General features: G+C 72.6%; 24 protein-coding genes. 7 read left to right on the forward strand and 17 right to left on the reverse strand.

Annotated features, from left to right (window positions below):
* Window positions 1-117: 117 nt before the first annotated feature.
* The 4 genes from ACIQMR_RS00785 to ACIQMR_RS00800 form a co-directional block, all read right to left on the reverse strand.
* On the reverse strand, window positions 118-336 hold the full coding sequence (locus ACIQMR_RS00785) for a hypothetical protein (RefSeq protein ID WP_401381285.1): 219 nt from the start codon (window positions 334-336) through the stop codon (window positions 118-120).
* Window positions 320-571, reverse strand: coding sequence for a DUF6400 family protein (locus tag ACIQMR_RS00790; protein ID WP_401381287.1), 252 nt, complete (start codon window positions 569-571; stop codon window positions 320-322). The genes ACIQMR_RS00785 and ACIQMR_RS00790 overlap by 17 nt, the downstream gene beginning before the upstream one ends.
* A gap of 125 nt (window positions 572-696) precedes the next feature.
* Window positions 697-2,058: a carboxyl transferase domain-containing protein gene (locus ACIQMR_RS00795; protein WP_401381289.1), complete on the reverse strand. Its 1,362-nt coding sequence runs from the start codon at window positions 2,056-2,058 to the stop codon at window positions 697-699.
* Entirely contained in the window at window positions 2,051-3,571 is a 1,521-nt protein-coding gene (locus ACIQMR_RS00800; protein WP_401381292.1) for an acyl-CoA synthetase, read from the reverse strand. The genes ACIQMR_RS00795 and ACIQMR_RS00800 overlap by 8 nt, the downstream gene beginning before the upstream one ends.
* A gap of 182 nt (window positions 3,572-3,753) precedes the next feature.
* Between ACIQMR_RS00800 and ACIQMR_RS00805 the strand changes: the two genes are divergently transcribed.
* A complete protein-coding gene (locus ACIQMR_RS00805; protein WP_401381294.1) occupies window positions 3,754-4,473 on the forward strand; it encodes an esterase/lipase family protein in 720 nt (239 codons plus the stop codon).
* Window positions 4,474-4,531: 58 nt separating this feature from the next.
* Here ACIQMR_RS00805 and ACIQMR_RS00810 read toward each other — a convergent pair whose 3' ends face one another.
* From ACIQMR_RS00810 to ACIQMR_RS00830, 5 genes are all read right to left on the reverse strand, one after another.
* Window positions 4,532-5,755 (reverse strand): nitrate/nitrite transporter, encoded by a 1,224-nt coding sequence (locus ACIQMR_RS00810; protein ID WP_401381297.1) that lies wholly within the window; start codon window positions 5,753-5,755, stop codon window positions 4,532-4,534.
* Between the two features lie 86 nt (window positions 5,756-5,841).
* The gene (locus ACIQMR_RS00815; RefSeq protein ID WP_401381300.1) at window positions 5,842-6,486 is read right to left on the reverse strand and encodes a LysE family transporter; all 645 of its coding nucleotides are present in this window, start codon (window positions 6,484-6,486) and stop codon (window positions 5,842-5,844) included.
* Window positions 6,487-6,705: 219 nt separating this feature from the next.
* Window positions 6,706-8,427, reverse strand: a complete 1,722-nt coding sequence (locus ACIQMR_RS00820; RefSeq protein WP_401381302.1) for a GAF domain-containing protein — start codon at window positions 8,425-8,427, stop codon at window positions 6,706-6,708.
* A gap of 2 nt (window positions 8,428-8,429) precedes the next feature.
* Window positions 8,430-9,467, reverse strand: coding sequence for a rod shape-determining protein (locus ACIQMR_RS00825; protein WP_266374393.1), 1,038 nt, complete (start codon window positions 9,465-9,467; stop codon window positions 8,430-8,432).
* Between the two features lie 153 nt (window positions 9,468-9,620).
* Window positions 9,621-10,169 carry a hypothetical protein gene (locus ACIQMR_RS00830; RefSeq protein WP_401381305.1) on the reverse strand — a complete coding sequence of 183 codons (549 nt, stop codon included), beginning with the start codon at window positions 10,167-10,169 and terminating at the stop codon, window positions 9,621-9,623.
* 138 nt (window positions 10,170-10,307) lie between these two features.
* Between ACIQMR_RS00830 and ACIQMR_RS00835 the strand changes: the two genes are divergently transcribed.
* Window positions 10,308-11,018 carry a hypothetical protein gene (locus ACIQMR_RS00835; RefSeq protein WP_401381308.1) on the forward strand — a complete coding sequence of 237 codons (711 nt, stop codon included), beginning with the start codon at window positions 10,308-10,310 and terminating at the stop codon, window positions 11,016-11,018.
* A gap of 199 nt (window positions 11,019-11,217) precedes the next feature.
* On the opposite strand, the gene ACIQMR_RS00840 is transcribed toward ACIQMR_RS00835, so the two are convergent.
* Entirely contained in the window at window positions 11,218-11,652 is a 435-nt protein-coding gene (locus ACIQMR_RS00840; protein ID WP_401381310.1) for a MarR family winged helix-turn-helix transcriptional regulator, read from the reverse strand.
* 92 nt (window positions 11,653-11,744) lie between these two features.
* Between ACIQMR_RS00840 and ACIQMR_RS00845 the strand changes: the two genes are divergently transcribed.
* From ACIQMR_RS00845 to ACIQMR_RS00855, 3 genes are all read left to right on the forward strand, one after another.
* Complete coding sequence (locus tag ACIQMR_RS00845; RefSeq protein WP_401381313.1) at window positions 11,745-12,764, forward strand: NADP-dependent oxidoreductase; 1,020 nt, start codon at window positions 11,745-11,747, stop codon at window positions 12,762-12,764.
* Window positions 12,765-12,825: 61 nt separating this feature from the next.
* On the forward strand, window positions 12,826-13,248 hold the full coding sequence (locus ACIQMR_RS00850) for an organic hydroperoxide resistance protein (protein WP_401381315.1): 423 nt from the start codon (window positions 12,826-12,828) through the stop codon (window positions 13,246-13,248).
* A 199-nt stretch (window positions 13,249-13,447) separates the two neighbouring features.
* Window positions 13,448-14,281, forward strand: coding sequence for an EI24 domain-containing protein (locus tag ACIQMR_RS00855; RefSeq protein ID WP_401381318.1), 834 nt, complete (start codon window positions 13,448-13,450; stop codon window positions 14,279-14,281).
* 31 nt (window positions 14,282-14,312) lie between these two features.
* On the opposite strand, the gene ACIQMR_RS00860 is transcribed toward ACIQMR_RS00855, so the two are convergent.
* The 3 genes from ACIQMR_RS00860 to ACIQMR_RS00870 all read right to left on the reverse strand — a co-directional run bounded on the left by ACIQMR_RS00860 (window position 14,313) and on the right by ACIQMR_RS00870 (window position 17,766).
* The gene (locus ACIQMR_RS00860; protein ID WP_401381321.1) at window positions 14,313-15,047 is read right to left on the reverse strand and encodes a carbon-nitrogen hydrolase family protein; all 735 of its coding nucleotides are present in this window, start codon (window positions 15,045-15,047) and stop codon (window positions 14,313-14,315) included.
* Window positions 15,048-15,070: 23 nt separating this feature from the next.
* Entirely contained in the window at window positions 15,071-16,321 is a 1,251-nt protein-coding gene (locus tag ACIQMR_RS00865; RefSeq protein WP_401382607.1) for a pyroglutamyl peptidase, read from the reverse strand.
* 524 nt (window positions 16,322-16,845) lie between these two features.
* Window positions 16,846-17,766, reverse strand: coding sequence for an SGNH/GDSL hydrolase family protein (locus ACIQMR_RS00870; RefSeq protein ID WP_401381323.1), 921 nt, complete (start codon window positions 17,764-17,766; stop codon window positions 16,846-16,848).
* A 245-nt stretch (window positions 17,767-18,011) separates the two neighbouring features.
* Here ACIQMR_RS00870 and ACIQMR_RS00875 point away from each other — a divergent pair, with 245 nt between their 5' ends.
* Window positions 18,012-18,506: a DUF3145 domain-containing protein gene (locus ACIQMR_RS00875; RefSeq protein WP_385474392.1), complete on the forward strand. Its 495-nt coding sequence runs from the start codon at window positions 18,012-18,014 to the stop codon at window positions 18,504-18,506.
* A gap of 37 nt (window positions 18,507-18,543) precedes the next feature.
* On the opposite strand, the gene ACIQMR_RS00880 is transcribed toward ACIQMR_RS00875, so the two are convergent.
* Window positions 18,544-18,990, reverse strand: coding sequence for a MarR family winged helix-turn-helix transcriptional regulator (locus ACIQMR_RS00880; RefSeq protein ID WP_401381326.1), 447 nt, complete (start codon window positions 18,988-18,990; stop codon window positions 18,544-18,546).
* A gap of 84 nt (window positions 18,991-19,074) precedes the next feature.
* On the opposite strand from ACIQMR_RS00880, the gene ACIQMR_RS00885 reads away from it, so the two are divergent.
* Complete coding sequence (locus ACIQMR_RS00885) at window positions 19,075-19,761, forward strand: hemerythrin domain-containing protein (protein WP_401381328.1); 687 nt, start codon at window positions 19,075-19,077, stop codon at window positions 19,759-19,761.
* A gap of 103 nt (window positions 19,762-19,864) precedes the next feature.
* On the opposite strand, the gene fabF is transcribed toward ACIQMR_RS00885, so the two are convergent.
* The 3 genes from fabF to ACIQMR_RS00900 all read right to left on the reverse strand — a co-directional run bounded on the left by fabF (window position 19,865) and on the right by ACIQMR_RS00900 (window position 22,568).
* Window positions 19,865-21,127, reverse strand: coding sequence for a beta-ketoacyl-ACP synthase II (gene fabF / locus ACIQMR_RS00890; RefSeq protein ID WP_401381330.1), 1,263 nt, complete (start codon window positions 21,125-21,127; stop codon window positions 19,865-19,867).
* Between the two features lie 79 nt (window positions 21,128-21,206).
* Window positions 21,207-21,455, reverse strand: coding sequence for an acyl carrier protein (locus ACIQMR_RS00895; protein ID WP_266374407.1), 249 nt, complete (start codon window positions 21,453-21,455; stop codon window positions 21,207-21,209).
* Window positions 21,456-21,536: 81 nt separating this feature from the next.
* Window positions 21,537-22,568: a ketoacyl-ACP synthase III gene (locus ACIQMR_RS00900; protein ID WP_401381332.1), complete on the reverse strand. Its 1,032-nt coding sequence runs from the start codon at window positions 22,566-22,568 to the stop codon at window positions 21,537-21,539.
* Window positions 22,569-22,570 lie beyond the last annotated feature (2 nt).

Genomic DNA, 22,570 nt, shown 5'->3' on the forward strand with positions numbered 1-22,570 from the left:
AGCCGTACCGGGCCGGCCCATGTGCGGGTGCCGGCCCATGGGCGCGTACCGGCCGGGACCGTGCGCCCGGACCGGGACGGTTCAGGTTCGCTCAGGACCCGGACGGTTCAGGTTCGCTCAGGACCGGGAGGCGCGGGTGTCGACCGACCACATGTGCGTGCAGCCGGGACACTGCAGATGGACGACCGCGCCCTTGTTGGAGATCAGATAGCGCCAGTGCTCGGTGCAGTTGCGCCGGTCGGTGCAGGTGGCGCAGTCGCGGGCGTCGTCACAGCCGGGGCAGGGCACCCAGGCGCGGCGGGCGATGTCCGCCTGCGGGTCAATGGGCAGACGCACGGCCCGGCTCCCCTCCCGGCAGGACCCCGGCGGCGACGAGCATGTCGTACGTGCGCTGCTGGTCGGCGTCGAGTCCCGAGTAGAGCAGCGCGTACGCCGCCTCCTCGCCCTCCAGGGCCGCCACCGGGTCCCAGTCGGGACCGAGCGCGGTCACGACCTCGGCGCGCCGCCTGGCCTCCTCGAAGGTCAGGTCGATCGTGAAGGGTATGAGGCCGGGGGAGGGGTCCTGGTCCATGGCGCGAGACTTCCGGTGGTGCGTGCGGGGGACTGCCACGTGTACCAGAGGGTCCCGGCGACAGGGAAGGGTTGCCTAAGTCGCTGTGACGGACCTCATGGCCACGGCGCGGTGCGTCCCACCCGTCATGCCCGCCGGGTCACGATCCCCCGTACGACCCCCAGCTCCACCAGCTCCTCGGGGCGCAGCCGGAGCTGGTCCGCGGTCGCGGGAGCGTCGGCGGGCGCGCGTTTGAGGATGGCCGCCGCGAGCTCCGGCGCGATGACGGAGAAGTAACTGTCGGGGGTGACCCAGGTGTTGCCCGGGGCGGCCAGCGCCAGGGCTCCGCCCGAGCCGCCCTCGCCGATGACGAGGGTCGTGACGGGAACGCGGACCGAGGCCATCGCCGCGAACACGTCGGCGATGGCCGCGCCCGCGCCGGCCCGCTCGGCGTCGGCGTCGTTGGCGGCGCCGGGCGTGTCCACGAGGGTGAGCACGGGAACCCCCAGCCGGTCCGCGAGCCGCACCAGCCGGGCGGCGGTCCGGTAGCCGGCGGGCCGTGTCGCCGTCCCGAGCTGCGCGGCGTAGGCGACCGCCCGCCCCTCCCGCAGGCCGAACCCGCACGTCACCCCGGGGTCCGTGCCGCCGCACCGGTCGCCGTGGATCTCCAGCCGCTCGTCGAAGTACGCGTCGAGATACGCCCCCGCGCGAGGTCTGGCCGCGGCTCGCGCCCGCTGCACGGCCTCCCATCCGGTGGCCGCGGTGCCGACACCGTCGAGTGCGCGGGGAGGCGACGCGGGCTCCGTGCCGCCCCGCGTCAGCAGGGTCAGCCAACGCGACAGCGTGGAGCGCAGGTCACCGGGGCGGACGATCGCGTCGATGTGGCCCGCGGCCAGCTGGCCCTCGGCCGTGTACGCCGACGGGTCCGCGTCCGGCGGGCGCACCCGGGAGCCGGCGAAACCGATCTGCGCGCCGGGGAGCGCGAGGACGACGTCCGCGCCCGCGCCGAGCGTGGCCCAGCCGCCGCCCGTCGCCGGATCGCGCAGGACCGCGAGCTGCGGCAGCCCGGCCGCGCGGGCCTGCGCCGAGGCGCGGGCCACGCGCTGGAGCTGGCCGAGCGCGACCATGCCCTCCTGCATCCTGCTGCCGCCCGTCGCGATCAGCGACACCATCGGCAGCCGCTCGGTGCGGGCGTACGCGTACGCCGCCTCCAGCAGGTCCCCGGTCCGCCGGCCCAACGACCCACCGAGGAACCGGAACTCGAACGAGACCAGCACGGCCCGCACCCCGCCGATCTCCGCCGCCCCCCACACGACGGATTCCTCCTCGCCGGTCCGCCCCACCGCCCGCGCCCGGGACTCCCCGTAACCCGCCCAGTCCAGCGGCCCGTCCGCGGACTCGCCGACGCCGACGCCGACGCCGACGCCGACGGCGGGGTGCCGGGGCGCCTCCTCGAAGTGGGTCGCGACCAGGGCGATCGCCTCACGGGCCGTCAGGCCGTCAGCCATGGCCGAGCGCCCGCTTCATGATCTTGCCCATGTCGTTGCGGGGCAGCGCGTCGAGGTAGCGGACGGTGCGGGGGCGTTTGTGCGGGGCGAGCCGGCGGGCCACGTGGTCGGCCAGCTCGCCCGCGGACGGTGGGCGCGCCGCATCCGCCGGCACGACCCACGCGACCACCCGCTCGCCCAGGTCGTCGTCCGGCTCGCCGGTGACGGCCGCCTCCCGCACCCCCGGGTGCTCCAGCAGCGCGTTCTCGATCTCGCCCGCGCCGATCTTGAAGCCGCCGCTCTTGATCAGATCGGTCGCCTTGCGTCCCACGATCCGTACGTACCCGTCCGGGTCCCGGACCGCCATGTCGCCCGTACGGAACCAGCTCCCGTCGAAGGCCGCCGCGGTCGCGTCCGGCCGGTTCAGATACTCCGTGAAGAGGCTCGGCCCCCGCACCTGGATCTCGCCGACCGTCTCCTCGTTCCGGTCGAGCATCTCCTCGCTCCGGTCTCCGGCTCCGGCCCCGATCACGGTCCCGTCCTCGTCCACCAGCCGCAGCTCCACGCCCGGCAGCGGCAGCCCCACCGACCCGGGCCGCGGCTCCCCGTCCACCCGCACACTGCCGGGGGCCTGGGGAACGACACCCACGGAGCACAGCATGAGGGTCTCCGTCATCCCGTACCGCTCCACGACCCGCCGGCCCGTCGCCGCGAACAGCCGCTCGTGGTCGTGGACCGGCAGCGCCGCCGAGCCCGACACCAGCAGTCGCGCGCCCGTCAGCGCCTTCCTCAGCTCCGGGTCGCCCTCCACCGCTTCCGCCAGCCGGTGGTACATCGTCGGCACCCCGAACAGCATCGTCCCCCCGGACGCCAGCTCCCGTGCCACGCCCTGCGCCGAGAACCGCCCCAGGTGCCGCACCGCACCGCCCCGCCGCAGCGGCCCGAGGATCCCCAGGATCAGTCCGTGCACATGGAACAGCGGCAGTGCGTGGACGAGGACGTCGTCCCCGGTCCACGCCCACACGTCCGCGAGCGCGTCCAGCGTCGCCGCGATCGCCCGCCGCGGGAGCACCGCGCCCTTCGGCGGGCCGGTCGTCCCCGAGGTGTAGACGATCAGCGCGGGCGTACCGGGCCCCGGCTCGGGCGGGAGGGGCGCCTTCGGCCCGGATGGTCCGGACAGCGGGACGTCGATCCGCCGCAAGGCGCCCAGGGCCGACGGCAGTTCGTCCCCCGGCCCCGCCAGCACCAGGTCCGGCGAGCTGTCCCCGAGGATGTGGGCCAGCTCCCGCTCGCCCGTGCGCGGATTGAGCGGTACGGCGGGCACGCCCGCGAGCAGCGCGGCGACCACACCGACGGCCGTCTCCGGCGTGGGCGCGGCCCAGACCGCGACCCGCCCCGCACCGGCGATCCGCGCGGCCAGGGCCCCGGCGGCCGAGACCAGCTCGCCGTACGTCAGGGCACGGTCTCCGAAGCGCAGCGCGGGCCGGCCCGAAGCCTCGTGGCCCGCGGCCAGAGCCGGGAACAGAGCACTCACTCGTCGTCCTCCTCAGGTGTTCGCCGGTGTCCTGGGCGTACGCGGGTGTTCTCGGATGTCCGCAGGTTTCCTCAGGTTTCCTCGCGTTGTCCCGAGCTTCCCCAAGTCCCCTGCGCACAGGGCTGTTCATCCATGCCCACAGACCTCACCATTCTCCCGGATGCCTGCCGGAGGGGGATGCCGTGGCCGTCACGCGCGCAAGGCTGATCATGCTCTTCGTCGTCCTGACCTCGCTCCTCGTTCCCCAGGCCCAGGCCCAGGCTCAGGCACAAGCCCAGGCCCCGGGGAAGGCCGAGGTCCGGGCCCAGGCCCGTAACCCCGTGATCCTCGTCCACGGCTACAACGCCGACCCGGGCGTCTGGGGCAGCCTCCGCGAGGACCTCAAGGCCGACGGCTACACCGACTCCGAGCTGTTCTCCTGGGGCTACGACACCCACCGGTCCGTCAACGAGACCCTCTCCGGAACCTTCGCCTCCTACGTCGAGGACGTCCGCAGGCAGACCGGGTCCGAGCGCGTCGACGTCGTCGCGCACTCCTTCGGCAGCCTCGTCACCCGCTGGTACGTGAAGTTCGGCGGCGGCACCGGAACCGTCGGCCGCTGGGTCTCCCTCGGCGGCCCCAACCACGGCACCTCCGTCGCCTGGGCGTGCGCCGCCTGGGACCAGGCCTGCCGTGACATGACCCCCGGCTCGTACGTCCAGACCCAGCTGGCGTCGGGCGACGAGACGCCGGGCGAGGTGAGCTACGCGACGTGGTGGTCCAGCTGCGACGAAATGATCAACCCCGACAGCAGCGTGCCGCTCACCGGCGCCGCCAACAACGCCGCCGGGTGCCTTGACCACAACGCCCTCCTCGGCAACGAGACCGTGTCACAGGGGGTACGGGCCTTCCTCCGCGGCTAGGCGCACTGCGCGGCCAAGGCGCACGTCCGCCGCCGGGCGTACCGACCCGGCGCCCGTCTCACGCCTTCGCCGGCGCCGGGGCCCGCCCCGCCGGCTCGCCGCCCGCGCGGATGTTCCGCATCCGTCCGTACGCGTACACACATCCCGCCAGCGCCAGGTCCGAGAGCAGCATGAAGCCGATCGAGTACGAGTCCTTCGCGCTGTAGACCGCGCCCATCACGAGCGGCGGCACGAAGCCGCCGAGCCCGCCCGCCGCGCCGACGATTCCGGTCACACTGCCCACCTGCGGCTGCGGCGTCACCTGCGCGACGAGTGCGAAGACGCTGCCGCTCGCGGTGCCGAGGCCGGCGGCCATGCACAGCAGCGCGAGCGTGCCGCCCGGGGCGAGCGGCGGATCGAAGGCCTGGACGATCGCCCAGAGGGCCACGAACCCCAGTGCCGCCGACGTCACCAGGGCCGGGTGGACATGGTCCGAAAGCCAGCCGCCGATGGGCCGGAAGATCACCGTCAGCAGCGCGAACCCGGCGGCCTTCGTGCCCGCTTCCGTCGGGGAGAGCTCGTACCAGGTCTTCAGATACGTCGGCAGGTACACCCCGAACGCCACGATCCCGCCGAAGCCGATCGCGTACAGCGCGGACAGCTCCCAGGTCACCCGCAGCCGCCCGGCGAGCGCGAGCCGGTGCGACAGCGAAGCCGTCGGCACCGGCCGGTCCGGGCGGTCCCTGAGCAGCACCGCCGCGATCACCGCGTACACGGCGAGCGCGATCGCCACGACGTAGAACGGCAGGTTCTCGCTGTGCTTGGCCATGCGCGGAGTGAGATACCCCGAGAGCGCGACGCCGCCCATGCCCATGCCGAACACACCGATCGCGAAGCCCCGGTGGGCGGGCGGGAACCAGGAGTTGACCAGCGGCACGCCGATCGCGAACGTCGTACCGCCGAGGCCCAGCAGAAAGCCCACCGCCAGCATCGCGCCGTACGAGTGCTTCGCCGGGATCAGCAGCAGTACGGGCACGATCGTCAGCGCCGACACCAGCGGGAACATCAACCGGGCGCCGTAGCGGTCGGTGAGCGCGCCCACCGGGATCCGGCCGAGCGAACCCACGAGCACCGGCACCGCCACGAGCAGCGACTGCTCGAAGGAGCTGAGCCCGAGCTTGTCCTTGTAGACGCCACCCAGCGGAGCGATCAGATTCCACGCCCAGAAGGTGAGGGCGAAGCCGACCGTGGCCAGGACGAGATCGACGTAGGCGGTGGGGGAGGGCTTCTCGGCGGTGTCCACGAGCCCAGTCAAAAGTCACGCTCACGTGGGGGCGCGCGGTGCGGGGCCGTATGGGGTAGCGCCGTCGTCCCTTCGTCCGCGTTCGTTCACGGCAGCGGCAGGGCCACCTTCACCGCGTACACGGCCACCAGGCCGTAACCGGCGCGGAACGTCCACGCCCGCGCCCGCGCCCCGATCCGGGCCCCGGTGAATCCGCCTGCCGCGACGAGCAGCTGCTGCCACGCGAGCGAGGCGACGAACACCCCGGCGACGAACACGAATCCGGCGCCGCCGCCGCTGAGCGAGCCGCCCTGGGCGGTGGTCAGCGCGACGAAGTACAGCGCGGTCGTCGGGTTGACGAGGGTCAGCGCGGCGAACCTCGTGAACGTCCGCCCGGCCCCGACCCCGCCCCCGGTCCCGCCCCCGTCGGGGGCCTCGGCCGCCGCGAGGCCGTCGTCCATGTGCCGCGAGGCCCAGAGCCCCCGTACCGCGATCACCATCAGGATCACCGCCGACACCAGCCGTACCCACGCCTCGACCCCCGAGAGCGCGGACGCGACCAGCGGCCCGAGGGCCGTGGCGACCGCCGCGTACGCGAGATCCACGACGGCCACGGCGGCGGCCGCGGCGACGGCGTTGCGGCGGTCCCGCATCCCCTCCTGGAGCAGCAGAACGCCGATCGCCCCCAGGGGCATCGCCACACCCAGCCCGGCGGCCGCGCCGGCGACCGCGGTCGTCCACATCTCACTCATGGCGCCCACTCTCGACGGCGCCCCGCGTGCCCCGCGACCGAATTTCCGCGCTCCTGCGCCGTTGCCGGGTGGGCGGGTGCGTTTCTCAGCGCGTTCGTCGGCATAGTGGGTTCGAAGGCTCAGTGGGTTCGTCAGCTCACTGGGTTCGTCGGCTCAGTGGGTTCGAAAGTTCAGTGGGTCCGTCGGCAGCCCGGCGTGTCCCTCGGCTCGGCGTGTCCCTCAGCGCGGCGTCTGCCAGACCAACGTCGTCCCCGGCGCGCCGTCGTCCGACGTGGCGTCGTCCGTGACGGTGAGCCGCAGGCCCGCGCGGCCGTCCGGGAGGGCCGCCGTCGCGTCGACCTCGACGTCGACGGCGGTGAGCCCGGACCGCCGGTGCGCCGCGGCGAGCGCACCTCGCAGCGCACCGAGGAGCCGACCGGCCCGCTCGTCGTCCACCAGCGCGTCCACCGGCCCGGTGAAGTGCACCGACGGCTGGAAGCCGAGCACCGCCGCCGCCCCGCCCGTCTCCCGCAGCACCCGCCCGCGAAACGACGTCGGCGCGCTCGCCGGCGGCTGCTGGAGGGCGAAGATCGCGGTGCGGACCTCCTGGATCGTGGAGTCCAGCTCGTCCACCGCCCGCCCGAGCAGCTCGTCCTCCTCGGACGAGGCCGCCGTCCGCCGACGTGTCGACTCCAGCATCATCTCCGTGGCGAAGAGCCGCTGGACCACGAGATCGTGCAGGTCGCGGGCGATACGGTCGCGGTCCTCGTACACCGCGAGCTGTTCGCGGTCGTGCTGGGCGTCCGCGAGGACCAGCGCGAGTGCCGCCTGGGAGGCGAACTGCGAGGCCAGCAGCCGTTCCGCCGCCGTGTACGGCCGGTCGCCGCGCTTCCTCGGCAGCGCGAGCGTGCCGATGAGCCGGCCGCCGCTCTGCAGCGGCAGCATCATCGACGGCCCGAAGCGGTGCCGTACGCGCGTCGTCATGCGCGGGTCGGTCGCGGAGTCCTCGATGAAGACCGGCTCCCCGCCGAGGAGTTGGACGAGCACGGTCGAGCCGGGCTCGATGGTCGTGCCGATCAGATCGCCGGGGTCGTCGTGGGTGGAGGCCGCGACGATCTCCATGCCGCCGGTCTCCGTGGGCTGCAGGACGACCCCGGCGGAGGCGTCGGCGAGGACCCGGGCCCGCTCGGCGACGGTCATCAGCGCGTCCGCCGCGGTCTCGCCGGTGAGCAGCGCGGTGGTGACGGCCGCGGCGCCCTCGATCCAGCGTTCCCGCTGGCGGGCCGTGGCGTACAGCCGGGCGTTGCCGATGGCGATGCCGGCCTGGGTGCCGAGGATCCGCAGCAGCGCGAGATCGTCCTCGGTGAAGGAGCCGCCGCGCTTCTCGGCGAGGTAGAGGTTGCCGAACACCTCGGTGTGCACACGGATCGGTACGCCGAGGAAGGTGCGCATCGGCGGGTGCCCCTCCGGCACTCCGGACGAGCGGGGGTCCTCGGTGATGTCGTCGAGGCGCAGTGGCCGCGGATCGTCGATGAGCGCGCCGATGAGTCCGGCGTGTCCGTCCGGGAGCCGGCCGATCCGTTCCCGCTCGGCGTCGCTCAGCCCGCAGGTGAACAGTTCGGTGATGTCGCCGCGCTCCGGGTCGACGACGCCGAGCGCCCCGTACCGCGCGCCGGTCAGTTCGGTCGCCGAGTCCACGAGGTGCTGGAGCGTACCGCGCAGTTCGAGATCGGTGCCGACGCCGAGGACCGCCTCCAGCAGCGCCGGCAGATTCGTGGCCGTGGCGTGCCGTGGTGCCCGCCCGGGCGGGCAGCCGCCGGGAGTGCTTCCCGGTGCTGGCGGTCCGTCCGGCGTGTCTCCCGGTGGCGGCGGGCCGTCCGGCGTGCTTCCCGGTGGCGGCGGGCCGTCCGGCGTGTGTCCCGGTGGCGGCGGGCCGTCCGGCGGGCTCTGGGCGGGCGGCATCCTCAGGCGGTCAGCGGATCGAGGACCATCGAATGGACCCGGCCCTCCAGCATCTCCCCGAGCCCGAGCACCGCGCACACGTCGGGCCGCTCCGCGATGTGCACCGGCATCCCGGTCGCGTCGCGCAGCATCTGGTCGAATCCCGGCAGCAGCGCGCTGCCGCCGACCATCATGATCCCGCGGTCGGCGAGATCGGCGACGAGATCCGGCGGGCACTCGCGCAGGATCCTCCCGATGCCGTCGAGCACCGCGGTCAGCGGGGTGTGGATGGCGTCGCGCACGGCCGCGGTGTCGACCTTCACGGACCGCGCCAGCCCGGTGGCCACGTCCCGGCCGTGGATCTCGGTGGAGGCGGGACCCTGGGCGGTCAGACCGTTTCCGCTGAGGGCGAGCTGGAGAGGCCGTACGGACTGGCTGGGCAGCATCAGTTCGTGCTGGTGGCGCAGATGCTGGATGACCGCGTGGTCGACGGCTTCGCCGCCGATGGGGATCCGTGTGGCGGTGACGATCGAACCGAGGGAGAGCACAGCGACCTGGGTGGTGGCCGCGCCGCACATCATGATCATGGTGGCGGTGGGCTGCTCCACGGGAAGCCCGCAGCCGACGGCCCCGGCGATGAGCGTGTCCACCAGCTCCACGCGCCGGGCGCCGAGTCCGACCAGGGTCTCCACGGCCGCGCGCTGCGCGAGCGGATCGGCCTCGTGCGGGGTGCAGGCGGCGGCGCGCAGCCGTGGTTTGCGGCGCAGCTGGCGGCGGAGCTTCTCGCCGAGCAGGTGCCGCAGCATGCGCTGGGCCATGTCGATGTCGACGACGGTGCCGCCGGAGACGGGGCGCATGACCCGGATGTAGTCGGGTGTCCGGCCGGTCATCTTCTCGGCGAACTCGCCGACGGCGATGAGAGAGCCGTTGCGGGTGTTGACCGCGACCACGCTCGGCTGGTCGACGACGAGCCCGGCCCCCTTCACATAGACCCGGGTCCGCGCGGCACCCAGATCCACGGCGACGTGGCAGCGGCGCAACTGCTCAAGACTGACGGTCACAGCGGATCCTCCCGAGAGCGGTTCTTCTTCGCATCCTGCGATCGCCCGGCGCGGGGCGCGCGCTGAGCTGAGCCGGTCGGGGGTGCGCGGGAGGGGCGTACCTGACGTGACATCAGGCGGCACGGCAGGCGTGGCGTCGGATCTCGCCGGGCGTCACATGAGGCGTTGCAGCAGGCCCCAGGTGAATTCGGCGACGCACGGCCGGCCGCCGGGCAGGGTGAACGCGAGCCGCCATCGCGTCGGGGCCGTGCCCTCCATCGGCCGTACCGGGGCGAAGGACCTCGCGACCTCGTCGACCGTGCAGGACCAGGGGCGCAGATCCTCCTCCGTGCGCAGTTCGGGGCCGGCCGCCCCCGGTGCCCGTACGAGCCACTCGTTCCACACCGCCCCGCCCGGCGCCGCCAGCACCTCGAACCGCAGATCCGGCCAGAGCGGTACGGGCCACAGCAGCGCGTCGCACTCCAGGTCGCCGATCCGGCGGCGGGCCGTGCGCTCGGGCTCGCCCAGCACGGAGCGGTACCGGGCCAGCGAGCCGCGGGCGCGCGGCGAGCGCACCATCGCCTGCCAGCGGCGGTTCGCCTCGCGCATGTCGGCGACCGAAGCGCCCAGCTCATGGCGGGCCCGCTCGACGAGCCCGGGCTGGTGGTCGGCCATCCGGCGGAGCAGGACGAGCTGGAAGTCGCGCGGCCCGAAGGTGTTCATGCCCTCATCGTGCCCGTATCGCCCGGTCCGTGAGGACGTCGTGGCCAGCCGCCGTGCCGTTAAGATGTCGTTTCCACACAGGATCCTCACAGGCGCGGCTATCTCTGTTGTCCGATCGCTGCATACGCTGCGGGCGCCATGGATTACTGCCACCAGTGCCGTCGACACCTCAACGGGGCTTTGGCGTGCGCCGGGTGCGGTACTCCCGCCGAGGAGCTACGGCATCGCGGTCCCGCCGCTGCGCGGGAGGACGACGTTGTCATCGAACTGGGCGGTGCGTACGGTGACGAGCACCGGCCGCCCGCCGGACACCGGCGTGCGTCCGCGTCCGGCCGCCGAGCCGCCCGCAAGTCCGCCGGAACCCGGGCGCGCCGCAGGCGCGGCCGGAAGCTGCTGATAGGGACGGTCGGGCTGGCGCTCGCGGCGGGTGCGCTGAGCCTCGCGGAGCTGGCGCAGGAGTCGTCGGGCGGTGACGACACGTCCGTCGAGGTCCGCGAGGAGGAGTCGCTCGCGGTCGACGACATACCCGAGCCGACCGGCAGCGCGGAGCCGCCGCCCGGGCCGAGCGCGGTGGAGGAGCCGCCCACGACGTCGTCGGCGACGGCCAGGCCCACCAGGACGGCCGTCGGGCAGATCAGCACGCGACCCACGGCCGCCCCGTCGTCGTCACAGGCGGAACCGTCCGAGTCGTCATCCGCGCCCGATCCGCGCGACGGCGGATCCCCCTCCGCGTCGGGCGCTCCGTCGCAGCAGCCCTCGCAGTCCCCGTCCCAGCAGCCGCCCCCGCCGCCGCAGCCGACGCCCACGCCGTCCGAGACGGAAGACTGCTGGTTCATCTTCTGCCTGTAGGCGCAGGCACGGACAGGGCCTGGTCGGGGCATCCGGCCTGGTCCGGGGACTCACCCTCGTTCAGGAGCCCGGTCTGATCCGGGCACTCGCCCTGGTTCAGGAGCCCGGCCTGCTCCGGGTACTCGCCCTGGTCCGGGCATCCGGTCTGGTCCAAGCGCCCGGCCTGGTCCGGGGGCTCGCCCTCGTTCAGGGGCCCGGCCTAGTCCGGGGACTCGCCCAGCATGCGCTTCAGCAGATCCCGCAGTACTCCCCGCTCCTGCGCCGACAGTTCCGCGAGCGGCTCGCGCGCGAAGCGCAGCGAGTCCCGCAGCTGCCGTGCCGTGTCGCGGCCCTTCTCCGTCGCCGCGGCTATCTTCACGCGGCGATCGTCCGGATCGGGGCGCCGTTCGACGAGGCCGCGGGCTTCCAGGCGGTCGATGATCCCCGTCACGTTCGACGGCTCGCACTTCAGCTTCTGGGCGATCCGGCGCATGGCCGTGGGCTCCACGGAGAGCAGCCCGAGCACCCTGGCCTGCGCTCCGGTGAGGCCGTACCGCGCGGCGACCTCCTCGTACTCGTCGTGGTAGCGCGCCACGACGGTGCCGATGAGATCGACGACCTCGAGGGTCAGCGGGTCCGTACGTGTGGTGGCCATGCCGTTCAGCATACCCAGATGCTTGACAACATGAAATATTCAGTCGCATGGTTGTTTCAGTCAGTGAAGCTTTTCCATGAGGAGCCCGCATCATGTCCGCACTTCCCTCGTCCAGCCGTGAATGGCACCTCGTCTCCCGCCCGCACGGCTGGCCCGAGCCGAAGGACTTCGCCCTGCGCGAGGCCCCGGTGGCCGAGCCGGGCGAAGGCCGGATCCTGGTCCGCAACCTGCACTTCTCCGTGGACCCGTACATGCGCGGCCGGATGAACGACGTGAAGTCGTACACACCGCCGTTCCAGCTCGACAAGCCCATGGACGGCGGCGCGGTCGGCGAGGTCATCGCGTCGAACGCCGAGGGTTTCGCGGTCGGCGACCACGTCCTGCACGGCCTCGGCTGGCGCGAGTACGCGGACGTGCCCGCCAAGCACGCCACGAAGGTCGACGCCTCCGTCGCGCCGCTCTCCGCCTATCTGGGCGTCCTCGGCATGCCCGGCCTCACCGCCTACGCGGGCCTCTTCGAGGTCGCCTCCTTCAAGGAGGGCGACGCGGTCTTCGTCTCCGGCGCCGCCGGTGCCGTCGGCAGCCAGGTCGGCCAGATGGCCAGGCTGAAGGGCGCCTCCCGGGTCATCGGCTCGGCGGGATCCGACGAGAAGGTCAAGCTCCTGGTCGAGGAGTACGGCTTCGACGCGGCCTTCAACTACAAGAACGGCCCCGTCGCCGAGCAGCTCAAGGCCGCCGCCCCCGACGGCATCGACGTCTACTTCGACAACGTCGGCGGTGAGCACCTGGAGGCCGCGCTGTCCTCGTTCAACGTGCACGGCCGCGCCACCATCTGCGGAATGATCGCCCAGTACAACGCGACCGAGCCCACCCCCGCCCCGCGCAACCTCGCCCTGGTGATCGGCAAGCGGCTGCGTCTGCAGGGCATGCTCGTCAGCGACCACGCCGCGCTCCAGCCGCAGTTCGTCCAGGACGTGGCCGGCTGGATCGGCTCGGGGGAGCTCAAGTACAACGAGACCGTCGTCGAGGGCATCGAGAACGGCTTCGACGCCTTCATCGGTCTGCTGCGCGGTGAGAACACCGGAAAGATGGTCGTCTCGCTCACCCGATAGGCTCGGACCAGCCGTCGCGGTCGTGGGCGCGAGCCGCGGCGATCCACAGAAGGAACCTGATATGTCGATCCAGCAGTCCGACGTCCTGTACACCGCCGTCGCCACGGCGGAGAACGGCCGGGACGGCCGCGTCGCCACCGACGACGGCAAGCTCGACGTCGTCGTCAACCCGCCCAAGGAGATGGGCGGCTCCGGTGCCGGTACGAACCCGGAGCAGCTGTTCGCCGCCGGTTACAGCGCCTGCTTCCAGGGTGCGCTCGGAGTCGTCGCCCGCAACGAGGGCGCCGACATCTCCGGCTCGACGGTCACCGCCGAGGTCGGCATCGGCAAGAACGACGAGGGCTTCGGCATCATCGTCAAGATCTCGGCGGTCATCCCGAACGTGGACGCCGCCACCGCCAGGGACCTGGTCGAGAAGGCCCACCAGGTGTGCCCGTACTCCAAGGCCACCCGCGGCAACATCACGGTCGAGCTCGAGGTCTGATCCGCGTCTGATCCGCGGCACGACGCGGCGGCCCGCGCCGCGCGAGCGCCGCACCGGCACCCCACGAGGGCCGCACCCCGTCACGGCGGGGTGCGGCCCTCACCCATGCACCGACCGTCGCGTTGACGACCGAGGCCCCAGCCGCTGCGTCCGCATGCTCATGACCGGCGGTTCAGGCGTCCCGTATAGGCTGTGGCGCATGCGTGATCTCGGTGTGGGCTTCGGCTACTTGATGAAGGGGCAGCGGTGGGTCGGCCGGCACGGCCGCTGGTTCGGGTTCGGTCTGCTGCCCGGACTGGTCACCCTCGTGCTCTACGCCGGCGCCCTCGTCGGCCTCGGGTACGGCGCGGACGACCTGGTGGGCTGGGCGACACCGTTCGCCGCGGACTGGTCGTCGCCGTGGCTCGGGCTGTTCCGCGGCTTCCTGACCGCGCTCCTGTGGGTCTTCGGGCTGTTCCTCGCCGTGATCACGTTCACCGCCGTGACCCTGCTGGTCGGCCAGCCCTTCTACGAGTCGCTCTCCGAGCAGGTCGACCGCAGCGAGGGCGGTGACGTGCCCGAGTCCGGGCTGCCGCTCTGGCGGGAGCTGTGGATCTCCGCGCGGGACAGCCTGAAGGTGGTGCTGAGGGTCGCGCTGTACGGGGTGCTGCTCTTCGCGCTCGGGTTCGTCCCCGTCGTCGGGCAGACCGTCGTCCCCGTGATCGGCTTCTGCGTCACCGGCTTCTTCCTCGCCGAGGAACTCACCGCGGTGGCGCTGCAACGCCGTGGTGTCGAGCTCAGGGAACGCCTCACCCTGCTCCGCGGCCGCCGTCTCCTCACCCTCGGCTTCGGCGTCCCGCTCGCCGTCGCCTTCGTCGTCCCCTTCGTCGCGGTCTTCCTGATGCCGGGCGCGGTCGCGGGCGCGACCCTGCTGGTACGCGACCTGACGGCACCCGAGGACGACCGGGCACCGGACCCGGAGCACCGGATCCCGGCCGCGTCCGCGCCGAACTCCCCGTACGGCTTCGACAAGGACCGGACGGCCCGGTCCTAGACCCGGGCGCCCGGCCCGGCCCGGCCCTGGCTCAGGCGCGACGGCGCCCCGGCAGCTCCGCGACCGCGAGCCCGGGGGCCGCGGTGCCCGCCGTGGCCACGAGCGCGCCGTCCGGGCCCCACACCGCGCTGTTGCCGGCGCACTCCCCGACCTCGGTGCCGTGCCCCACGAGGTTGCCGAGCACCACGTGCATGCCGTTGTCCCGCGCCCGGACCGGGTAGACCGTCTCGAAGGAGTCGTTGCCGACGTCCAGCGCCGAACTCGCCACGTACACCTCGCAGCCGTCGGCGGCGGCGCGGCCGGCGACCTTGGGGAAGCGGTTGTCGTAGCAGACGGCGAGCGCGAACCGGACCCCGTCGAGGGCGAAGCGGCCGTCCGCCGTCCCGGCGGCGAAGAGGTCGTGCTCGGCGCCGTGCAGATGCCGCTTGTCGTAGCGGGTCAGCAGCTCGCCGTCCGGGCCGAGGACGAGTGAGGCGATGGTGGGCCGGCCCCCGTCCGGGGAAGGCGCCGCGCAGTTGACCACGGCGGCCGTGGAGGTGGCGCGGCAGGCCTCCCGCAGCCCGGACAGGCGGGCATCCTCGGGGGCCGTCCACAGGCCGGGGTCCGTGGTGAGCAGGCCCAGTTCGTACCCGGTGACCGCGAGTTCGGGGAAGACGACCAGCCGGGCACCGCGAGCGGCCGCCCGGTGGACCAGGGCTTCCATGGAGCGGACATTGGCCGGAATGTCGCCCGGCACCGGGACGAACTGGGCTGCTGCGGCGATCATGCGTCCATCATCGCCGGTGACTGTCAGCGGTTCGCCGCCGCCACCCCCACGATCGCCCGTACCTGGGCGATGATGTCCAGCCGGTTCTGTACGAACGCGGGGTCGGTCACGGTGCCCGTCGCAGGATCCGTGTTGCCCGCGCCGAACTGCAGCACCGGGGTGTGCACATGACCGCCCGGCAGCGTGTCGTGCAGACCGAGGCGGTCGCGCAGCAGTGTGGCCCGGTAGGCGATCTCGTTGGAGAGGTAGTCGCCACCGCCTCCGGCACGGGCCGTGGAGCCGGAGGTCGGGCCCTCCGGGCGGACCACCGGCGCGCTGCCGCCCGCAGGGATCTCGGTGACGGAGGTGTTGTCGTACACGGGGAAGCGGCCGGTGCCGGCGGCGACGATCGCGGCGTACGGGAGGGTCGTCGAGGTCCACTGCGGCTGCGACGCCGGATCGCCCACCGGCACGGTCTCGGTGCGGGACAGATTGTCGTTGTCCGGGAAGCCGCCGCGCCAGGCGCCGTTGGTGCGCTCGACGTCGAACTTGCCGACGCGGCCCTGGCTGACGGTGGTGAACAGGTCCGCCTCGGGAAGCCGGTGGCGCAGGGTCCGCTCGACCGTGCCGGCCGCGAAGTCCGCCCAGCGGACCGGGAAGACGGCCGTCTCCACCCGTGCCAGGCCACCGTCCGCGGTGCGTATCCACGTACCGTCCAGGGCCAGTGCCGTCGCCCCGCTCGGGTTGCTGATGCGGATGTCGCGGTCCAGTGTGAAGGGGTCGAAGCCGGTCAGCACGATCCGCTTGAAGCCCTTGCCGGCTGCTGAGCCCGCGCCCGCGCCCGCGTGGGCGCCGCCCGGGAAGTCCATCGTGTCCTGGCCGCGTGAAGTCCGCTCCAGCACGCCGAGCAGCCGCTCCCGCTCGGTCGCGGACACGGTGAACCGTGGTTCCCAGCCGCGCAGTTCGCGGGTCATGGTGAGCCTGGCCCAGTACAGCGGACGGTCGTCGTCCCGGCTGAGATCCCCTCGTACCAGCCCCTTGCCCTGCGCCCTGTCGACGGCCCGTCGCCACAGCCGCGAACCGTGCCGGTCCACGACCCGAGCGGCCTCGTCGGCCGAGTCCGCCGCCCGCAGCGCCCGTGTGAACCCGCCCGTCAGGGAGTCGAATCCGCTGCGCCGCAGGATCTCCCGCGGGACCGCCCGGTCCAGCCGCTGCTCCTCCACGGTCGGCGGCGCCGCCGACCCCGCCGCGTCCGCCGCCTGGTCGCCGGCGCTCGCCGGAGCCGTACCGGCCATCGTGCACGCCATCGCCGACACGAGCAGCACCCCGAGTGTCCGCCGCACGCCGCATCCCTTCGCCGAAACCGAATCGCTCGAAGTCGTCAGTATCGGAGGGGAGTTGCGATGTGACCAGAGGGACCGGCGAGAACTGGCGTGGTTCAAGCGGCTTCAGGAACTCAACGGAACCCCGCGGGCATCGACCGGCCGGCCGCTCGACGGCCGGGGCCGCGCCCGGCGAGAGCATCGAGACCGGGATCCCGCCGCCCCGGCGCGCCTTCGTGATCCGGGACGAGGAAAGCGCATCCTGGAGGTTCGTCTCCGGCTCCTGCCAGGTCCAGGCGTCCCACTCGCTCGGCGACCGCCGCCCGGCCGCGACCCTCGGAGTCCGAGACCCTCATCGCCCCGGGGCGGTCCCTGACAGCCGCCCCGGGGTCCCGGCCCGTGCCGCCCCGGTCCTGTCCCACCAGGTCCCGTCGCGCCAAGCCCTGTCACCCGGACAGGGTTCCGGACGGGATCCGGACGGGACGACCGGACACCTCCTAGGCGGGTGGCCTGGCCGCGGTGACGTTGCGGTACGCGATCTCCGCCAGCCGGCGCTGACCGTCCTTGCTCGGGTGGAACCAGTCCCAGGGGCTCAACTGCGCGCCGGTGAACCGGTAGTCGAAGACGTCCCCGCCGTCGTACCGGCAGCGCAGGTCCTTCGCGCAGACACTCTTCAGGGCCCGGTTGTACGCCACGACACGGTCCTGCACGAGCGCCCTCCGCTCCTGCGCCGCCGTACTCAGATCGTCCGCGTCGCCCAGCATCGAGGCGCAGATGCCCAGCTTCCAGATCTGCCTGCCGAGCGGATTGCCGCGCCCGGTCGACCACAGCCGCTCCAGGTCGGGCACGCTCGACACGTACACCTGCGTCCTGGGCGCGGTGCGGCGCAGCGAGCCCAGCGCCGAGGCGAACGTCTCCGTGAACTCCGCGACCGGTGTCATCTGCTCCGGACTGTCGCGGCAGGCGTCGTTGGCGCCCACCATCACGGTCACCAGCTCGGGCCGGCGGGCCGCGGCCTGCGCCATCTGCCCGGGCAGATCGGCCATGCGCGCCCCGGACCGCGCATGGTTCCAGGCACGCTCCGCGGCCGCCGCCGGACCGAGCAGCCGCAGCGCGAGACTGCGCACGGCCGTGTCGGTGCCGGTCGCCCAGGACACCTCGGGACAGTCGGAGAACAGCCTGCAGGCGTCGAAGCCCCGGGTGATGGAGTCGCCGACGGCGGCCAGGGAGGCGGGACTGCGGTCCCAGACGGGAGTGGGGGAGGGCTGCGGCCGCTTCACCGGGCCGCGCTGGGCCGAGGGCCCCGGCACGTCACAACCCGTCAGCGCCGCCACCATGACGAGGGCCGCCGCCGTGAGACCGGCGACGGCGCCGCGTCGTCGGCGTCCCGGCCGCCGGCTCCGCCGGAATTCACACATCTGCCCTCCCCCTTGACGTCCTCGCGGGTGAAAGCTTGGTGCGTACGGGCCCCCGGACGGGCGGTACGACACCCCTGGGACCCCGCCGCACGGTAGCTTTTCCCACGTCGAACCAGAGGCACCTGGCTCACCGGCTCCAGTAAATTACATCACGTCACATGCTGTCCGTTTTGCGGAGTTTCACGCTTGATGTTGTTTACTGAGGCCGCTGGGAAGGCAATCCTCGTCCCACACTGGAGGTCCCGGTGACGACACGCGGCGTTCTCTACGTCCACTCCGCACCCCGAGCGCTGTGCCCGCACGTCGAATGGGCGGTCGCGGGTGTGCTCGGCGTGCGGGTCCAGCTCGACTGGATCCGCCAGCCGGCGTCACCCGGCACCTGGAGATCCGAGTTCTCCTGGCAGGGTGAGCCCGGCGCGGCGTCCAAGCTCGCGTCCGCGCTGCGCGGCTGGCAGCTCCTCCGTTTCGAGGTCACCGCGGAACCCTGCCCCACCGCCGAGGGCGAGCGCTACAGCGCCACGCCCGAACTCGGCATCTTCCACGCCGTCACCGGCATCCACGGCGACATCCTCATCCCCGAGGACCGCCTGCGTGCGGCCCTCGCCCGCTCCGCCCAGGGCGAGACGGACCTGGAGGCGGAGATCTCCCGGCTGCTCGGCAAGCCCTGGGACGACGAGCTGGAGCCCTTCCGCTACGCGGGCGAGGGCGCCCCGGTCCGCTGGCTCCACCAGGTGGTCTGACGCGCCGGCTCCGCGTCCGGGGCGGTGGGAACCTGCCTCACTGTTCGCCTGCCGCCCGCTCCTGACGGTTCAGCTCCGCGAGCAGTCCGTGCAGCAGCGAGCGCGCAGCGGCGACGTCCTTCTCCGGCAGTGCGGCGAACAGCGTGCGGTGCTGCTCCGTCGCCCGTTCCGTCACGCTCGCGAGCGCGTCCCGTCCGCTCGGCGTGAGGGTCAGCAGGGGTGAACCCCGGTGGTCGGGATTGGCCGTGTACGCGGCGTGCCCGAGTTCCACGAGGTCGTTGGCGACACGCTGCACGTTCTGTCGCGTGACGCCGAGCCGGCGGGCCGCCTGCGGCACCGTGAGCGCCTCCTCGGAGGCGACGCTCAGCACCTGCCAGCGGGCCTGGGTGAGCCCCTCGGCCCGCGCGGTCCGCTCGCCGAGACGGCGCAGCGCCCCCGCGGCCTCGTACACATCCGCCACGAGCAGTGCGATCTCGTCGGGCACGGTCCCGCCTCCTTTGACAACATGTTGTCTGTATGTGAATGTGTTGTCATTCTAGCCGGGGGGTACATCCCAAGGAGAGGTGCCATGCCCAGGATCGATGTGTACCGGAACGTTCACATGGGCCAGCGCGCCCGGCTGTTCGCCCTCGCGGTCGGGCTCGGCGCGGCGGACGAGGCGGACCCCGCCGCCGTCGAGCGGCTCGCCGAGGAATGCCTGGCCATGACGCAGGAGCTGCGCGAGCACGCCGACCACGAGGACACCTACATACATCCGCTGCTGCGGGACCGGGCACCGGCGGCCGCCGACGCTTTGGACGCCGAGCACCTGCGGCTCGACACGGCTCTCGCCGCACTGGACGAGCGGGCGCGCTCGCTCCCGAAGGCGGCCTCCGGCGCCCGGTCCGAGGACCGGCACGCGCTCTATCTGGCCCTCAACGAACTCATCAGCGCCTATCTGGCCCATCTGCACGCCGAGGAGACCGTCGCCATGCCCGCGCTGTGGGACCGCTGCGGCGACGACGAACTCGCCGAGGTGTTCGGCGCCTTCCGCGCGTCCCGCACCCCGGAGGAGAGCCTCGGTGATCTGCGCCGGATGCTCCCGGCACTGCCTCCCGCGGACCGCGCGGCCGTCGCCCGCGCGACCGTCGAGGCCGTACCCGCCGGGGAGGCGGGCCGCGTGCTCGACGCCCTCGCCACCACGCTCACCCCCGCACAACGCGCCCGCCTCTACGCGGATCTCGGCGCCCCGGAGGCATGGGCGGCCCTGCGCTGAGACGCACCGGGGCGGATGCGCGCCGGAGCCGAAACGCACCGGGGCCGAAACGCACCGGGGCCCGACTCCCAGGAGGAGTCGGGCCCCGGACGGGTCATGGCTCTCAGACCGTACGGAACGCCAGCACCACGTTGTGGCCGCCGAAGCCGAACGAGTTGTTGATCGCCGCGATCGTGCCCTCGGGCAACGCGCGCGGCTCGTCGCGGACGATGTCCGCCTCGACCTCGGTGTCGAGGTCGTCGACGTTGATGGTCGGCGGGGCCACCCGGTGGTGCAGCGCCAGGACCGTGGCAACGGTCTCGATGCCGCCCGCGCCGCCGAGCAGATGACCCGTCATCGACTTCGTGGCGGAGATCGCGACATGGTCGAGGTCGTCGCCCAGCACCTTGCGCAGCGCCTTGATCTCGGCGATGTCGCCCTGCGGCGTCGAGGTCGCGTGCGCGTTGAGGTGGACCACCTCGGACGGCTTCAGACCCGTGTTGTCCAGCAGGTTCTGCACCGCGGCGGCGACACCGCGGCCGGTCGGCTCGGGCTGCGCGATGTGGTGGCTGTCCGCGGACAGACCCTGGCCCAGCACCTCGCAGTACACCCTGGCGCCACGCGCGGCGGCGTGCTCCGCGGACTCCAGGACGACGACACCCGCGCCCTCACCGAGGACGAAGCCGTCGCGGCCCTTGTCGTACGGACGCGAGGCCTTCTCGGGCTCGTCGTTGTTCTTGGACATCGCCATCATGTTGGCGAACGCCGCGATCGGCAGCGGGTGGATCGCCGCCTCGGTGCCGCCCGCGACCACGACGTCCGCGCGGCCGGTGCGGATCATTTCCACGGCGTAGCCGATCGCCTCGGCGCCCGACGCACACGCGGAGACCGGAGTGTGCACGCCCGCCTGGGCGTTCACCTCCAGACCGACGTTCGCCGAGGGGCCGTTGGGCATCAGCATCGGCACGGTGTGCGGAGAGACCCGGCGTACGCCCTTGTCCTTCAGCACGTCGTACTGGTCGAGCAGGGTCGTCACACCGCCGATGCCGGAGGCGATGACAGCGCCCAGCCGCTCGGGGAGGATCTGCTCCTCCTCGCCCGCCGGGGCGGAGAAGCCGGCGTCGGCCCACGCCTCACGGGCGGCGATGATCGCGAACTGGGCCGAGCGGTCCAGCTTGCGCGCCAGCGGCCGGGGCAGGACCTCACCCGGGTCGACCGCCGCCGGGGCGGCGATACGGACGGGCAGGTCGGCGAAGCGTTCGCCCTCGAGGGGCTTGACGCCGGAGCGTCCCGCGATCAGACCTTCCCAGGTCGATGCGGTGTCGCCACCCAGCGGTGTGGTTGCGCCGATACCGGTGACGACCACGGTGCGATTGGTCGAGCTCACAGGAATTCTTTCTCCACGGTCTATGAGGGTTCGTGAATCAGCGGCGCCACCGCTGGGTGGCGTACCTGATCGGCCTGGATCAGGCCTGGTGCTTCAGGATGTAGCCGGCGGCGTCGCCGACCGTCTTGAGGTTCTTGACGTCCTCGTCCGGGATCTTGACGTCGAAGCGCTCTTCGGCGGCGACGACGACCTCGACCATGGACAGCGAGTCGACGTCCAGGTCGTCGGTGAAGGACTTGTCCAGCTGGACGTCCTCGGTCGGGATACCGGCGATCTCGTTGACGATCTCGGCGAGGCCTTCGACGATCTCTTCCTGCGTGGCGGCCATGTGGCGCTCCTTCGGTGTGTAGCTGAGGGTTGAACTGGGCTTGCCCGGAGGACCGGATATCCGGAAGATCCGGATGCTTGCCTAGGGGAGGGTAACGACCGTCGCGGCGTAGACGAGCCCCGCCCCGAAGCCGATGACGAGCGCGGTGTCGCCGCTCTTCGCCTGCCCGGTCGCCAGAAGCCGCTCCATCGCAAGCGGAATCGAGGCGGCCGAGGTGTTGCCGGTGGTCTCCACGTCACGGGCGACCGTGACGTGCTCCGGCAGTTTGAGAGTCTTCACCATCGAGTCGATGATCCGCATGTTGGCCTGGTGCGGAATGAAGACGTCCAGGTCGTCCGCGGTGATCCCGGCCACGTCCAGCGCCTGCTGGGCGACCTTCGCCATCTCGAACACGGCCCAGCGGAACACCGCCTGGCCCTCCTGCGTGATCGCGGGGAACTTGATCTCGCCCTTCGAGTCGAGCGGCAGCTGCGACACGTCGCCGACGTGGAACTCGTTCCACGGCACGGTCTGCTTGATCGTCGCGGACTTGTCGCCTTCGGAGCCCCAGACGGTCGGGCCGATCCTCGGCTCCTGGGCGGGGCCCACGACGACCGCGCCCGCGCCGTCGCCGAACAGGAAGGCCGTCGCACGGTCCTCGAGGTCGGTCAGGTCGCTGAGCCGCTCGACGCCGATCACCAGGACGTACTCGGCGGAACCTTCCACCACCATGCCCTTGGCGAGGGTGAGGCCGTACCCGAAGCCTGCGCAGCCGGCCGAGATGTCGAAGGCCGCGGCCTTGTCGGTGCCGAGCTTGTCGGCGATCTCGGTGGCGATGGCGGGGGTCTGGCTGAAGTGCGAGACGGTCGAGACGACCACGGCACCGATCTGCTCGGCGGTGATCCCGGCGTCGGCGATCGCCTTGCCGGAGGCCTCGATCGACATCGCGGCGACGGTTTCCTCGTCGTTCGCCCAGTGCCGGGTCGCGATGCCCGAGCGGGAGCGGATCCACTCGTCGGAGGAGTCGATCTTCTCGAGGATCACCTCGTTCGGCACGACCCGGGTGGGGCGGTAGCCGCCGACACCCAGAATCTGTGCGTACGGGGCGCCCTGGCTGGGCTTGATCTTCGACATGC

This window comes from Streptomyces sp. NPDC091376, from assembly GCF_044757085.1.
Taxonomy (GTDB): Bacteria; Actinomycetota; Actinomycetes; order Streptomycetales; family Streptomycetaceae; genus Streptomyces; species Streptomyces pratisoli.

What these genes read in the sequence shown, in the direction of transcription:
- ACIQMR_RS00815 (WP_401381300.1), bottom strand. Translation starts at nt 6,486, where the DNA reads ATGAGTGAGATGTGGACGACCGCGGTCGCCGGCGCGGCCGCCGGGCTG.
- ACIQMR_RS00865 (WP_401382607.1), bottom strand. Translation starts at nt 16,321, where the DNA reads ATGGCCGGTACGGCTCCGGCGAGCGCCGGCGACCAGGCGGCGGACGCG.
- ACIQMR_RS00860 (WP_401381321.1), bottom strand. Translation starts at nt 15,047, where the DNA reads ATGATCGCCGCAGCAGCCCAGTTCGTCCCGGTGCCGGGCGACATTCCG.
- ACIQMR_RS00820 (WP_401381302.1), bottom strand. Translation starts at nt 8,427, where the DNA reads ATGCCGCCCGCCCAGAGCCCGCCGGACGGCCCGCCGCCACCGGGACAC.
- ACIQMR_RS00900 (WP_401381332.1), bottom strand. Translation starts at nt 22,568, where the DNA reads ATGTCGAAGATCAAGCCCAGCCAGGGCGCCCCGTACGCACAGATTCTG.
- ACIQMR_RS00790 (WP_401381287.1), bottom strand. Translation starts at nt 571, where the DNA reads ATGGACCAGGACCCCTCCCCCGGCCTCATACCCTTCACGATCGACCTG.
- ACIQMR_RS00840 (WP_401381310.1), bottom strand. Translation starts at nt 11,652, where the DNA reads ATGGCCACCACACGTACGGACCCGCTGACCCTCGAGGTCGTCGATCTC.
- ACIQMR_RS00850 (WP_401381315.1), top strand. Translation starts at nt 12,826, where the DNA reads ATGTCGATCCAGCAGTCCGACGTCCTGTACACCGCCGTCGCCACGGCG.
- ACIQMR_RS00795 (WP_401381289.1), bottom strand. Translation starts at nt 2,058, where the DNA reads ATGGCTGACGGCCTGACGGCCCGTGAGGCGATCGCCCTGGTCGCGACC.
- ACIQMR_RS00870 (WP_401381323.1), bottom strand. Translation starts at nt 17,766, where the DNA reads ATGTGTGAATTCCGGCGGAGCCGGCGGCCGGGACGCCGACGACGCGGC.
- ACIQMR_RS00885 (WP_401381328.1), top strand. Translation starts at nt 19,075, where the DNA reads ATGCCCAGGATCGATGTGTACCGGAACGTTCACATGGGCCAGCGCGCC.
- ACIQMR_RS00845 (WP_401381313.1), top strand. Translation starts at nt 11,745, where the DNA reads ATGTCCGCACTTCCCTCGTCCAGCCGTGAATGGCACCTCGTCTCCCGC.
- ACIQMR_RS00830 (WP_401381305.1), bottom strand. Translation starts at nt 10,169, where the DNA reads ATGAACACCTTCGGGCCGCGCGACTTCCAGCTCGTCCTGCTCCGCCGG.
- ACIQMR_RS00855 (WP_401381318.1), top strand. Translation starts at nt 13,448, where the DNA reads ATGCGTGATCTCGGTGTGGGCTTCGGCTACTTGATGAAGGGGCAGCGG.
- ACIQMR_RS00835 (WP_401381308.1), top strand. Translation starts at nt 10,308, where the DNA reads ATGGATTACTGCCACCAGTGCCGTCGACACCTCAACGGGGCTTTGGCG.
- ACIQMR_RS00895 (WP_266374407.1), bottom strand. Translation starts at nt 21,455, where the DNA reads ATGGCCGCCACGCAGGAAGAGATCGTCGAAGGCCTCGCCGAGATCGTC.